The organism is Bordetella sp. FB-8, assembly GCF_000382185.1.
Classification (GTDB): domain Bacteria; phylum Pseudomonadota; class Gammaproteobacteria; order Burkholderiales; family Burkholderiaceae_B; genus Bordetella.
This window is the reverse complement of record NZ_KB907784.1, coordinates 2833106-2846821: the sequence shown is the minus strand read 5'-3', so window position 1 is coordinate 2846821 and position 13716 is coordinate 2833106. Positions and strand designations below refer to the sequence as shown.

Genomic DNA, 13716 nt, shown 5'->3' with positions numbered 1-13716 from the left:
TGCCACCGGATGACCGGCATGACAACCTCAAGCAGGGCATCTGATGGCGATGATCAAGAAGCTTGCTTCGATGTGCAGGCCCGAGAGCTTGGCGGCACATCTGACCTTGGCGTTCGGCTTGACGGTGCTGGCCGCCATGCTGGGCATCGTCTTCTACGTCAACCACCAGGCAATCGGCATCGTCCAGGATGCGTCACGCACGCTGTTCGACCATATCGCGACCGAAAGCCGCAACCAGATTGACAACAATGTCAGCAAGGTCGACGGGCTGCTGAGCCTTTATGCGACCAACCCCCAGGCCAACGATTTCGCAAGCGCATCCCGGCATGCATTTATCCGCCGCATGAGCCTCTCGCTGCAGGCCTCTCCCATGGTGTCGGCCCTCTATGTGGGTTACGAGGACGGCAGCTTCGTACTGCTGCGCCGGCTCACTTCGCCAGTCGCCCGGGAACAGCTCAAGGCGCCCGATGCGGCGAGCTATTACCTGGAAACCGTACGCGCCGGAACCGGGGCTGCTGCGGCCGGGACCGCGACGATGGCGCTTACGTTTCTGGACGACGCGCTGCAGCCCGTGGGCGCCGCGCTTGCGCCGGCCGACCCGCCCTATGATCCGCGCACACGCAACTGGTATCGCATGGGAATCGGCAGCGAAAACGCCGTCATTACGAATCCCTACTGGTTTTTTCTGACGCAGGAGCGCGGTATCACCATGGCCCGGCGCCTGGCGTCGGGCCATGGCGTGGTGGGCGTGGATCTGGGCCTGGCCGATTTGTCGCAGGCGCTCAGACAGATGAAAAGCACCAAGTCGTCGATACTGATGATCGTCAATGCCCAAAACGAGGTCGTCGCCAGCAGCGTGCCGATAGGACCGGACACGCCGAACGCCGGATCGCCATGGCCGGCCTCGTCCATGGCGACGCACCTGCTGCGGGTGGCATCGGACTCGGACGGCGGACAGGCGACGACCCGCACGGTAAACAACAGCAATGTCACCTGGGTGATGCGCACGGTGCCGCTGCATTCGGGCCCCTGGACTTTTCGCATGGCCGTGGCCACGCCGGACAACGAAATGCTGGCAGGCGCCCGCAGGCTGACCTCGACGCTGCTCTGGCTGGGCGTGGCGATGGCGCTTGCCGCCATGGCCGTGGTCCAGGTCGTGGCCCGGGCGGTCAGCCGGCCCCTGACGCAACTGGCCCAGGACGCAGAACGCATCCAGCGTTTCCAGTTCGAACCCGGATTCGCCCAAGTCGATTCGTCCGTTCGGGAAATCCGGACCTTGTCGCAGTCCATGCGCCAGGCCGGACTGACCATCCAGCGCTTCACCGAAGTCGGCCAGGCACTTTCGGCCGAGCGCGACCCCACAAAACTGATGGTTCGGCTGCTGCGCGAGGCCGTCAATATCGCCGAAGCGGAGGGCGGCCTTCTGTTGATGAGCGAAGACGAAGGCGAAAAACTGTCGGTCATCGATCGCGACACATCGGCCGAAGACGCGGAACCCCGGACGGTGGACCGGCTCGACGTCGACGCACAAGTGCTTGCGGCCATTCAAGGCAAGACGGTTGCGCATTTCGACCATGCCAGAACTCCATTGCCGCCGTTCCTGGCCGGATTGGTCGAGGCGACGCCGCTGCCGGCCGACCAGGTATTCCGGTTCTCGGTCGTTCCCCTGCTCAACCGGGCCGGCGACGTGGTGGGCGGATTGCTGCTGGCAGCGCGCGGCAAAGCCGGCATGCAGGCGTCGGATGCCAGCCTCGACCTGATCCAGGTCCTGTCGGCGACGGCGGCGATGACCATCGAGATGACCCTGCTGCTCAAGGCGCGCAAGTCGCTGCTCGATGCCGTGGTGCGCATGATCGCCAATTCCATCGACGCCAAGTCCCCCTATACCGGCGGACATTGCCAACGTGTGCCCATGCTGGCAATGTCGCTGGTGCGGGCCGCAAGCCGGTCGCGCAGCGGCCCTTTCGCGGATTTCACGCTCACGCCGGACGACTGGGAGGCGGTCAAGGTTGCGAGCTGGCTGCATGACTGCGGCAAACTGACCACCCCCGAATACATCGTCGACAAGGCCACCAAGCTCGAAAGCCTCTATAACCGGCTGCACGAAATCCGCATGCGGTTCGAATTGCTCAAGTCCGGCGCCTGGGTGGCTTATTGGCGCGGCGTGGCCGCAGGCGCACAGCCGCAGGCGCACAGCCGCAGGCGCTGGCCGCCATCCGCGACGCGGAGCTGGCCGCGCTGGATGCCGATTTTGCATTCGTGGCCCGTTGCAATGAAGGCGGCGAAGAGATGGCCTCCCAGGATATCGAGCGCCTGCACGCCATAGGCGAGCGAACCTGGATACGCACGCTCGATGACCGCATCGGAATTTCGCGCGAAGAAAATCGGCGCAAGCGCCGCACGCCCGCTCCGGCGCTGCCAACCGAGGAAAAACTGCTGGAAGACCGCGCCGACCATCTCATCGAACACCATGCCAGTTACCTGAACACACAGGAAAGCCAGGCAGGATTCAACATGAAACCGCCGCAATACCGCATGAACCTGGGCGAGCGCCACAACCTCCGCATCCGCCGGGGCACGCTGACGGACGAGGAACGGTACGAGATCAACAAGCACATCAACCACACCATTCTCATGCTGCGCGACCTGCCGCTGACAGGCGCCTTGCGGCAGGTTCCCGAGTTCGCCGGCGGGCATCACGAGAAAATGGACGGCACGGGATATCCCAAGGGACTGCGGCGCGACGATATGAGCGTGGTGGCGCGCGCCATGGCCATCGCCGATGTCTTCGAGGCGCTGACCGCGGGCGACCGGCCCTACAAGAAGGCCAAGAGGCTAAGCGAGGCGGTGCACATCATGGAATCGATGAAGCGCGACAGGCACCTCGATCCCGATCTGCTGGATCTCTTCCTGACCGAGGGCATCTGGCGCGAGTATGCGCGGCAGTTCATGGAACCGGAGCAGATCGACGAGCCGGACATCGACGCCGTCCTGGGAACAAGGCCGGCCTGAGCCAGCATTCGATTGCGCGGGCATTTCCCGCGTATCCGGTCTTGAATTCAAGTCGACCGCCCCGTCGGCGTCGCGTCATTGCGCCGCCCGCGTCACGCGCGGCGGCCATATCGCCAGCGTATAAACGGTGGGATACACCAAGTTCGGGGAAATGGCCCCGAAATGCGCCAGGCAGGATTCGATCAATGCCTGCATACCGGCCGGCGACGGGCTGGCCGTTGCGATGGCGCCCTGGGCCTTGGTCACTTTCCATTTTCCGTCGCCCTGCCGCACCGCCTGGAAGACGTCCTGCCCATAGGGCGTGTCGTAGGGCAAGTAGGCCAGGATCGCGCCAGGCTGGGTGGCGTAGGGAAAATCGACCAGGCCGGGCCATGCCTGCAACGCCGAGGGCGAGACGTAGGCCTCGCAGGCATGCAGCGCGGCGACCCCGTCGGTGTTGTCCAACCACAGGGCGTTAAAGCTCGAGGGCATCATGCGGTCCAGGAGTGCGCCGCCCTGCTGGGCGACAGCGGGATCGGGGGCCTGGTCCGCAGGGGCCGCGTCAGCCGCTGCGGCGCCGCGGCACAGGCTCAGTACCGCTAACAAACCTAAAGTCCATGCGATTCTTTTAAACATGATGCGGCTGCCAATTTTGGCTTCGTTCACGACACAGAATACGGCGATCTACGTTACCCGAGCGCGTCGATGAAAGGCAGGCCGGTCCCAGCTGCCGGTATCGAGTATGTCTTTCAGGATTTCGACGGCATCCCATATATCGGCATAGCCCAGGTAGAGAGGCGTGACCCCGAAACGCAGCACACCCGGTTCGCGGTAGTCGCCGATCACCCCGCGCGCGATCAGGGCCTGCATCACGGCAAAGCCTTGCGGATGGCGCAAGCTGACATGGCTGCCGCGGATGGCGTGATCGCGGGGCGTGATCAGGATGAGCGGATGGCCGTGGCAACGCGCCTGCACCAGCGAGATGAACAGGTCTGTCAGCGCCAGCGACTTTTCACGCACCTGGGACATGTCGGCTTCAAGCGCGATATCCAGGCCGCACTCGACCAGCGCCATCGAAACGACAGGCTGGGTGCCGCAGAGATAGCGGCGGATGCCGTCGGCTGGCTGGTAGTCGGCGGCCATGTCAAAGGGGTGGCTGTGCCCCCACCAGCCCGACAGGGGCTGCCAGAATCGATCCCGGTGCCGCGCGGCAACCCATATAAAGGCGGGCGCGCCAGGGCCGCCATTCAGGTATTTATAGGTGCAACCCACGGCGAAATCGGCCTGCGCGCGGGCAAGATCGACCGGCACCGCGCCGGCCGAGTGCGCCAGATCCCATATCGTCAGCACGTCGCACCGGTGAGCCATCGCGGTGGTCACCGCCATGTCGTGCATATAGCCGGTGCGGTAATTGACGTGGGACAGCAGCAGCACGGCGACGTCCTCGTCGATCGCCTGCTCCAGCCCGTCTGGCGCGTCGATCAGCCGCAGCGTATAGCCTTGCTGCAGCAGATCGATCATGCCCTGGATCATGTAGAGATCGGTCGGGAAATTGTCGCGCTCGGAGACGATCACGCGGCGCGCGGGATGGGCTTGGCGCTGGATCCGCAAGGCGGCCGCCAGCGACTTGAAGATATTGAGCGAGGTCGTGTCGGTGACGACCACTTCGTCGTCGCCCGCGCCGATCAGGCGGCCCAGCTTGTTGCCCAGGCGGGAAGGCAGCTCGAACCAGTCGGCGCTGTTCCAGCTGCGTATCAGGCCCACGCCCCACTCCTGCTCGATGACCCGGGCGCTTCGGGCATGGGCGCTTCTGGGCATCGCGCCCAGCGAGTTGCCATCCAAATAGATCACGCCCGGCGGCAACGCGAAATGCGATTTGAGCCGCGCCAGGGGATCTTGCCCATCGGCTTGCAGGCAGGACTCGCGGGTTTGCATCGCTTTCAATGGCGTGGCCAGAGATAGCAGTAGGTTCGGCTGGCCTCAAGATTCGGGCCGGCACGGCCGTCGGCCTGGACCAACTTGATCCAGCCGTTCGGGTCCGAGCGGGTGGGCGTGTCGCCGCAGTTGTCGTGGACCCAGTGGATGCCGCCGCGAAAGGGGATGCCGCAAGCCTGGACTTTAGCGCCTACCGCGATGGCATTGAGCGGCGCGGGCACGGTTTTCATGCCCGGCCGGTAGCCCGATGCGAAAACATTGTCGATCGCCACCTTGTACACGCGGCCGTCCTGGCCCCGAATTTTCAAATGCGTGTGCGACAGCTCGATGCCCTTGCGGTACCTGCCATGGCTGAATCTGGGTTGAGCTATCACCTGGCCATCGCGCAGCGTACCGCCGGACGCCCGGCATTGCCGCGCGTCGCCGGAATAAGCGTTAGCGCACTGGACCGCCAGCGCCAGGGAAGTGCCGATCAATACGCGCAAACCCAACCCGGCAAGGCGACTTCGATGTCTATGCAAAAACGGCATGGTCATATCCGAGTTCGTTATCGGCCGGCAAACGCGACCGTCACATGTCCACACTGACGCTGGCGACCTCGCTTCCGACAAGGCAAAGCGCGTGCGCCAGCCGCTGCAGCGGCCGGGTCTCGGAAGCGGTCGAATAAAGATGCAAGGCCGGATTGGCAACGCTTGCATCGGCTCGCAGCCCGTGCTCGGTCAGCCTGTCTTCGACCCGGCGGGCGATGGCGCTGCCGGTCTCGACCAAATGGAACTGGTCGCCGAACGCCCGCGTGATGCTCGGCATGAGAAACGCATAGTGGGTCGAACCCAGCACGAGGGTATCCACGCCCGCCTCGGCCATGGGCGCCAGGTATTTATCGAGCAGCGCATCGACGCACGCCCCGGCAACGGTTCCCTGCTCAATGAGTTCCACCAGGCCATGCCCGGCCTGGCATACGAAACGGCAGTCCCGGCCATGGCTGGACAGCAGCTCCTGCAGCCTGCCGCTACGCAGCGTCGCCGCCGTGGCCAGCACGCCGACGACTTTTGCAGCCGAGGACTGGACCGCCGGTTTGATGCCGGGTTCGACGCCGATGACAGGAATGGCGAACTCGCTGCGCAGCAGCGATATGGCTTGGGTCGTCGCCGTATTGCATGCGACGACCAGCGCCTTCGCTCCGCGCCGGATCAGCCACTGCGCCAGCGTCCGGCTGCGCGTCTTGATGAACGCATCGGTCTTTTCGCCATAGGGCGCGAATCCGGAATCGGCGACGTAGACGATGGCCTCGCCGGGCAGCCGCCGGTGGATGGCGGCGGCGACGGACATGCCTCCCAAGCCTGAATCGAAAACGCCGATGGGCGCAATCCCGTTGGACATGACTGTGTACTGGCGTTGGATGGTCAGCGATTGAAAAGCCGGGGATGCCTACCGGCGGGATTCTATTATGTTCCAATATCCCGAGCATCGCTTACATGGAGACGGGCATGACCGAACGACATCGCTGCGACTGGGCCGGTGACGATCCGCTTATGCGCGACTATCACGACGGCGAATGGGGGGTACCCCTGCGCGACAGCCGTGCGCTGTGGGAATGCCTGATGCTCGAGAGCTTCCAGGCGGGCCTGTCCTGGCGGGTCGTGCTGCATAAACGCGAGGCGCTACGGGCGGCCTTCGCCGATTTCGACCCTGTCGTGGTGTCCGGATATGGCGAGGAGGAGGTGCTGCGCCTGATGGCCGACCCTGGCATTATCCGCTCCCGCGCCAAGATCGAAGCAACCCTAGGCGGCGCCCGGATTTACTGCGATATGCAGGCGAACGGCCTGCAATTCAGCGATTTTTGCTGGTCGTTCACCCAAGGCAAGACCTTGCCCAGCGATGGCGGCACCCGCGTCGCCAGCACGCCGCTGTCTGAGCAGATATCAAAAGAACTCAAACGCCGCGGCTTCAAGTTCGTCGGCCCGACCATCGCCTATGCCTGGATGCAGGCGATAGGCATGGTCAACGACCATGCCGCGCACTGCTTTCGCCGCGATGCCTGCGCATCGGCCTGATTTCATGAAAATACGCCGCAACCTTATCCGCGCCGCCGCCCTTCTGCTCGCCGGTTTGGCCGGCTGCACGCAATACAACGTCTACGGCACCGTGGATACGGGGCTGGTGGGCAGCCATGTTTCCACGCCGCGGAAATAGCGCCCAGCGTATTTTCAGCTCGGATGCCTATGCTCCTGGGAGTCCTGTGTGCTGGGCCTATCAGGGCAAGCTCGGGCGACTAAAGAGCTCAAAAAAACAAGCGAGCGCTAGTTAAAGATCCAGCGATAAAAAGCGGCCCGAAGGCCGCTTTTTATCCACTGCACGCCTACTTCTTCTTGCGCACGGGCGGCAGATCGGTACACACGCCTTCGGCCACTTCGGCAGCCATGCCGACCGATTCTCCCAGCGTGGGATGCGGGTGGATGGTCTTGGCGATGTCGACCATGTCCGCGCCCATTTCGATGGCCAGCACCACTTCGCTGATCATGTCGCCGGCATGGGTGCCGACGATCCCGCCACCCAGGATGCGATGCGTCTGGGCGTCGAAGATAAGCTTGGTGAAGCCCTCGTCGCGGCCATTGGCGATCGCGCGGCCCGAGGCGGCCCAGGGGAACACGCCCTTCTCTATTTTGATGCCCTGCTTGCCGGCCTCGTCCTCGGTCAGGCCCACCCAAGCCACCTCGGGGTCGGTATAGGCCACGCCCGGGATGACGCGCGCGTCAAAGTAGGATTTCTCGCCGGCGATGGCCTCGGCGGCCACATGTCCCTCGTGCACGGCCTTGTGCGCCAGCATGGGCTGGCCCACGACGTCGCCGATGGCGTAGATGTGCGGCACGTTGGTACGCATCTGCTTGTCCACCGCGATGAAGCCGCGGTCGGACACGGACACGCCGGCCTTGTCGGCGCCGATCTTCTTGCCGTTGGGCGTGCGGCCCACAGCCTGCAGGACCAGGTCGTAGCGCTGCGGCTCCTTCGGCGCGCCTTCGCCCTCGAAGGTGACGTAGATGCCGTCCGGCTTGGCCTGGGCAGCCACCGTCTTGGTGTTGAGCATGATGTTGTCGAAGCGGTGGGCATTGACCTTCTGCCACACCTTCACCAGGTCGCGGTCGGCGCCCTGCATCAGGCCGTCCAGCATCTCGACCACGTCAAGACGGGCTCCCAGCGTGGAATACACCGTACCCATTTCCAGGCCGATGATGCCGCCGCCCACGAGCAGCATCTTCTTGGGCACGCTCTTGAGTTCCAGCGCGCCGGTGGAATCAACGATGCGGTCGTCCTCAGGCAGGAACGGCAGTCTGGCCGACTGACTGCCGGCGGCGATGATGGCATTGTTGAAGCGGATGGTTTGCGTCTTGCCGTCGGCGGACTTGACCGCCATGTGATGCGGATCGGCGAATTCGCCCACGCCGGTCACCACGGTGACCTTGCGCGCCTTGGCCATGCCGGCCAGGCCGCCGGTGAGCTTGCCCACCACGCTGTCCTTGTAGCCGCGCAGCGTGTCCAGGTCGATCTTGGGCGTGCCGAAATCCACGCCGTGCGCGGCCAGGGCCTTGACTTCATCGATCACCGCGGCATTGTGCAGGAGCGCCTTGGACGGGATGCAGCCCACGTTCAGGCACACGCCGCCCAGCGTCGAGTAGCGCTCGACCAACACGGTGTTCAAGCCCAGGTCGGCAGCGCGAAAGGCGGCCGAATAGCCGCCAGGACCTGCGCCCAGGACCAGCACGTCGCATTCAAGATCGGCCGAACCCGAGTAGCTGGCAGCCTGGGGGGCCGGCGCTGCGGCCGGTGCCGGCGTGACAGCCGCGGCGGCAGGCGCCGCGGCGGGCGCCGTTGCTGCGCCCACGGGCGCGGCAGCCCCAGCGTCCGCGGCATCCACCTCGAGTATGGCGCTGCCTTCGGCCACCTTGTCGCCCACCTTGACCGAAATGGACTTGACCACGCCGCCCTGCGAGGCCGGAATCTCCATCGAGGCCTTGTCGGACTCGACCGTGATCAGGCTTTGCTCGGCCTTGATCGTCTCGCCGACCTTGACCAGCACTTCGATGACCTCGACTTCCTTGAAGTCGCCGATATCGGGAACCTTGATTTGCACATTGCTCATATCAGCCTCCGCACGGCTGCCCGAAGGGAGCGCAAGCCCCCTGGGAAGGCAGCGAACGTAATGGGTGTGGGGGTCGTCATTTTTCTCCCTTTTACAGCGCGACGCGGCGGAAATCGGCCAGCAGCGAGGCCAGGTAGGCATTAAAGCGCGCGGCCGCGGCACCGTCGATGACGCGGTGGTCATACGACAGCGACATCGGCATGGTCAGGCGCGGCACGAATTGCTTGCCGTCCCACACGGGCTTCTGGAACGAGCGCGACAGCCCCAGGATGGCCACTTCGGGCGCGTTGATGATGGGCGTGAAATGCGTGCCGCCGATGCCGCCCAAGGACGAGATCGAAAAGCAACCGCCCTGCATTTCGGCAGGCGAGAGCTTGCCGTCGCGGGCCTTCTTGGCCAGCTCGCCCATTTCCTTGGCGATGTCGATGATGCCCTTCTTGTCGGCGTCCTTCAGTACCGGCACCATCAGCCCGTTGGGCGTATCGGCCGCGAAGCCGATGTGGTAGTACTGCTTCAGAACCAGGTTATCGCCGTCGAGCGATGCGTTGAACTCGGGGAATTTCTTCAGGGCAGCGACCACGGCCTTGATGACGAAGGCAAGCATGGTGAACTTGACACCCGCCTTCTCGTGCTCCTTGTTGAGCGTGACGCGCAGGGCTTCCAGGTCGGTGATGTCCGCTTCGTCGTTGTTGGTGACGTGCGGGATCATGACCCAGTTGCGGTGCAGGTTGGCGCCCGATATCTTCTTGATGCGCGACAGCGGCTTGGGATCGATCGGCCCGAACTTGGCGAAGTCGACCTTGGGCCAAGGCAGCAGACCCAGCGCGGCGCCGTCGGCCGAGCCAGACGAGGCCGCGGCCGACCCCGAGCCGCCCGCCAGGGCCTGCTTGACAAAATTGCGCACGTCGTCGAACAGGATGCGACCCTTGGGGCCGGTGCCCCCGACGCGGCTCAGGTTCACCCCCAGCTCGCGCGCGAACTTGCGCACCGAAGGCGAGGCATGCGGCAGCTTGCCGGGAGCCAGGCCCGGATCTTCCACCACGGGGGAAGCGGGAGTCGCCTTGGGTGCGGGAGCCGCAGCATCCACGGCCACCGGCGTAAAAGCGGCCGCAGCCGGTGCGGCAGCGGAGGAGGCAGCAGCAGGCGCCGGCGCGGCGCCGGCAGCTTGCACCACAGCCAGCAAAGAGCCCTTGGACACCTTGTCGCCCACCTTGACCTTGAGCGCCGTGATGACGCCGGCCTGCGAGGCGGGAATCTCCATCGAGGCCTTGTCGGATTCGACCGTGATCAGGCTTTGCTCGGCCTTGACGGTATCGCCCACGGCGACCATCACCTCAATGATTTCGACTTCCTTGAAGTCGCCGATGTCGGGCACGACCAGATCGACCGAGCCGCCACCGGAGACCGGGGCGGCGGGAGCTGGCGCAGCGGCGGGAGCTGGCGCGACGGGAGCCGGCGCAGAGGGAGCCGCCGCGGCAGGCGCCGGAGCCGGGGCAGCCCCGGAGTCTTCGACCGCCAGGACCACGCTGCCTTCGGCCACCTTGTCGCCCACCTTGACCGAAATGGACTTGACTACGCCGCCCTGCGAGGCCGGAATCTCCATCGAGGCCTTGTCGGACTCGACCGTGATCAGGCTTTGCTCGGCCTTGATCGTCTCGCCGACCTTGACCAGCACTTCGATGACCTCGACCTCCTTGAAGTCGCCGATATCGGGAACCTTGATTTCCACAGTATTGCTCATCGTCTCACCATCCTATGCTGTGCTGGGCTCAAGCGTGTTGGGGGTTGGCCTTGGCCGGATTGATGCCATACTTCTTGATCGCTTCAGCCACCTTGGACAGGGGCAGCTTGCCCTCGTCGGCCAGGGCGCGCAGCGCGCCCAGGACCACGAAATGGCGATTGATCTCGAAGTGCTCGCGCAGCTTGCTGCGAAAGTCCGAGCGGCCGAAGCCGTCGGTACCCAGCACCTTGTAGGTGCGGCCGGCCGGCATATAAGGACGAATCTGGTCGGCCAGCAGCTTCATGTAGTCGGTCGATGCGACGATGGGGCCTTGCGTGCCCGCCAACAGCTGGGTGACATAGGCCACCTGCTGCTTGGCCTCGGGATTGAGCATGTTGTAACGCTCGACATCCAGGCCTTCGCGGCGCAGTTCGGTAAAACTGGTCACGCTCCAGATGTCGGACGCCACGCCCCAGTCAGCCTCGAGCAACTCCTGGGCGGCCATGACTTCGCGCAGGATGGTGCCCGAACCCATGAGCTGCACGCGCAGCTTGCCCGTGCCGTGCGACTTGAGCTTGTACATGCCCTTGATGATGCCTTCCTCGTCGCCGGCGGTCAGGCCGGGCTGGGGATAGTTCTCGTTCATCAGGGTCAGGTAGTAATAGACGTTCTCCTGGTTCTCGACCATGCGCTTCATGCCGTGCTGGATGATGACCGCCACTTCGTGGGCGAAGGTCGGGTCGTAGGCCACGCAATTCGGGATGGTCGCGGCCAGGATGTGGCTGTGGCCGTCTTCGTGCTGCAGGCCTTCGCCGTTGAGCGTCGTGCGCCCTGCGGTGCCCCCCAGCAGGAAGCCGCGCGCCTGCATGTCGCCGGCGGCCCAGGCCAGGTCGCCGATGCGCTGGAAGCCGAACATCGAATAGTAGACGTAGAACGGCACCATGATGCGGTTATTGCTCGAATACGACGTGGCCGCCGCGATCCAGGAGCTCATGCCGCCCGCCTCGTTGATGCCTTCCTGCAGCAGCTGGCCGTCGACCGTTTCGCGGTAATACATCACCTGGTCCTTATCGACCGGAATGTACTTCTGTCCTTCGGGCGCGTAGATGCCGATCTGGCGGAACAGGCCTTCCATGCCGAAGGTGCGCGACTCGTCGACCAGGATGGGCACCACGCGCGGACCGATTTCCTTATCGCGCAGCAACTGGTTGAGCACGCGCACGAAGGACTGGGTGGTCGAGATCTCGCGGCCTTCAGCCGTGGGATCGAGCACGGCCTTGAAAGCGTCCAGTTTGGGCACCGTGAGCTTCTCGTCGGCTTTCATGCGACGGCGGGGGAGATAACCGCCCAGGGCCTTGCGGCGCTCGTGCAGATACCTCATCTCGGGCGAATCCTCGGCCGGCTTGAAGTACGGGATCTTTTCGAGCTGGTCGTCCGAAATGGGAATGCCAAAGCGGTCGCGGAATTCGCGGATGGAATCGAACTCCAGCTTCTTTTGCTGATGGGTGGGGTTCTTGGCCTGGCCCACCTGGCCCATGCCGTAACCCTTGATGGTCTTGGCCAGGATGACGGTAGGCCGCCCCACGTGCTTGCTGGCCGCGTCGAAGGCGGCAAAGACCTTGTGGGGATCGTGGCCGCCACGGTTCAGGCGCCAGATGTCCTCGTCGCTCATGCGGGCGACCATTTCCAGCAGCTTGGGATGCTTGCCGAAGAAGTGGTCGCGCACGAACTTGCCGTCGTTGGCCTTGTAGGCCTGGTATTCGCCGTCGACGGTCTCTTCCATGACCTTGCGCAAGATGCCTTCCTTGTCGGCGGCCAGCAGCGGATCCCAGTAGCCGCCCCAGATCAGCTTGATGACGTTCCAGCCCGAACCGCGGAAGTCGCCTTCCAGCTCCTGGATGATCTTGCCGTTGCCGCGCACCGGGCCGTCCAGGCGCTGCAGATTGCAGTTGACGACGAAGATCAGATTGTCGAGCTTTTCGCGCGCGGCCAGAGCGATGGCCCCCAGGGATTCAGGCTCGTCCATCTCGCCGTCGCCGCAGAAGACCCAGACCTTGCGTCCGGCGGTCTTGGCAATGCCGCGGGCCTCTAGGTATTTGAGAAAACGCGCCTGGTAGATAGCCATCAGCGGGCCCAGGCCCATGGACACGGTGGGGAATTGCCAGAAGTCCGGCATCAGCTTGGGATGCGGGTAGGAGGACAGGCCCTTGCCGTCGACTTCCTGGCGGAAATGGTCGAGTTGCTCGGCGGTGAAGCGCCCTTCCATGAAGCCGCGCGCATACATGCCGGGCGAGGTGTGGCCCTGGAAATAAACCAGGTCGCCGCCGTGCTCGTCGGTCTCGGCATGCCAGAAATGGTTCTGGCCGACGGAGATCATGGTGGCCAGCGAGGCGAAGGAAGCGATGTGTCCGCCCAGGTCGCCGCCGTCCGCCGGGTTGTGCTTGTTCGCCTTGACGACCATGGCCATGGCGTTCCAACGGATGTAGGCGCGGATGCGGGCCTCGAGTTCGAGATTGCCCGGATGCGGCGGCTCCATTGCGGTCGGAATGGTATTGACGTAGGCCGTGTTGGGCGAATACGGAATGTGGGTCCCGGAGCGACGCGCCTGGTCGATCAGCTTTTCGATGATCAAATGGGCCTTCTGGGGACCTTCGCGATCGAGGACCGCCGCCAGTGCCTCAAGCCATTCCTGAGTTTCTAAGGTATCGTCGTCTTGGGGAAGCGAAGCGGACATGTGCTGTCTCCGTTATAAAGTAGTTGCCACGCCCGATACAGCGCGGACGTGACGGCTTGAGCTTACATGGGGCGCAAGCTTACCGCGCCGCACAGAAAATTTCATGTTGCGGTACGGCATTTTGTAATGTGAAATTCAACGTCAAATCATGATCTCCTTCCTTGCGCGCCTGCGGGAATCCGGCACGCATTAAAATCA

General features: G+C 64.1%; 11 protein-coding genes. 4 read left to right on the top strand and 7 right to left on the bottom strand.

Annotated features, from left to right (window positions below; translation table 11 throughout):
• Nucleotides 1-43: 43 nt before the first annotated feature.
• Together H143_RS21410 and H143_RS21645 are read left to right on the top strand one after the other, a co-directional pair.
• Nucleotides 44-2326, top strand: a complete 2283-nt coding sequence (locus H143_RS21410) for a GAF domain-containing protein (protein WP_051094414.1) — start codon at nucleotides 44-46, stop codon at nucleotides 2324-2326.
• Nucleotides 2290-3012: an HD-GYP domain-containing protein gene (locus H143_RS21645; protein ID WP_019938799.1), complete on the top strand. Its 723-nt coding sequence runs from the start codon at nucleotides 2290-2292 to the stop codon at nucleotides 3010-3012. The genes H143_RS21410 and H143_RS21645 overlap by 37 nt, the downstream gene beginning before the upstream one ends.
• Nucleotides 3013-3087: 75 nt before the next feature.
• On the opposite strand, the gene H143_RS0113590 is transcribed toward H143_RS21645, so the two are convergent.
• The 4 genes from H143_RS0113590 to murI form a co-directional block, all read right to left on the bottom strand.
• Nucleotides 3088-3597, bottom strand: coding sequence for a hypothetical protein (locus H143_RS0113590; RefSeq protein WP_019938798.1), 510 nt, complete (start codon nucleotides 3595-3597; stop codon nucleotides 3088-3090).
• A gap of 78 nt (nucleotides 3598-3675) precedes the next feature.
• A complete protein-coding gene (gene kynU, locus H143_RS0113585; protein ID WP_019938797.1) occupies nucleotides 3676-4926 on the bottom strand; it encodes a kynureninase in 1251 nt (416 codons plus the stop codon).
• A gap of 5 nt (nucleotides 4927-4931) precedes the next feature.
• Nucleotides 4932-5402 carry a hypothetical protein gene (locus H143_RS0113580; protein ID WP_231378506.1) on the bottom strand — a complete coding sequence of 157 codons (471 nt, stop codon included), beginning with the start codon at nucleotides 5400-5402 and terminating at the stop codon, nucleotides 4932-4934.
• Nucleotides 5403-5496: 94 nt separating this feature from the next.
• Nucleotides 5497-6306 (bottom strand): glutamate racemase, encoded by an 810-nt coding sequence (gene murI / locus H143_RS0113575; RefSeq protein WP_019938795.1) that lies wholly within the window; start codon nucleotides 6304-6306, stop codon nucleotides 5497-5499.
• A 107-nt stretch (nucleotides 6307-6413) separates the two neighbouring features.
• Between murI and H143_RS20685 the strand changes: the two genes are divergently transcribed.
• Nucleotides 6414-6980 carry a DNA-3-methyladenine glycosylase I gene (locus H143_RS20685; RefSeq protein ID WP_019938794.1) on the top strand — a complete coding sequence of 189 codons (567 nt, stop codon included), beginning with the start codon at nucleotides 6414-6416 and terminating at the stop codon, nucleotides 6978-6980.
• A 4-nt stretch (nucleotides 6981-6984) separates the two neighbouring features.
• Complete coding sequence (locus tag H143_RS23140) at nucleotides 6985-7119, top strand: hypothetical protein (RefSeq protein WP_019938793.1); 135 nt, start codon at nucleotides 6985-6987, stop codon at nucleotides 7117-7119.
• Between the two features lie 166 nt (nucleotides 7120-7285).
• On the opposite strand, the gene lpdA is transcribed toward H143_RS23140, so the two are convergent.
• From lpdA to aceE, 3 genes are all read right to left on the bottom strand, one after another.
• Entirely contained in the window at nucleotides 7286-9064 is a 1779-nt protein-coding gene (lpdA, locus tag H143_RS0113560) for a dihydrolipoyl dehydrogenase (RefSeq protein ID WP_019938792.1), read from the bottom strand.
• A gap of 91 nt (nucleotides 9065-9155) precedes the next feature.
• A complete protein-coding gene (gene aceF / locus H143_RS0113555; RefSeq protein WP_019938791.1) occupies nucleotides 9156-10805 on the bottom strand; it encodes a dihydrolipoyllysine-residue acetyltransferase in 1650 nt (549 codons plus the stop codon).
• Between the two features lie 28 nt (nucleotides 10806-10833).
• Nucleotides 10834-13518, bottom strand: coding sequence for a pyruvate dehydrogenase (acetyl-transferring), homodimeric type (gene aceE, locus H143_RS0113550; RefSeq protein ID WP_019938790.1), 2685 nt, complete (start codon nucleotides 13516-13518; stop codon nucleotides 10834-10836).
• Nucleotides 13519-13716 lie beyond the last annotated feature (198 nt).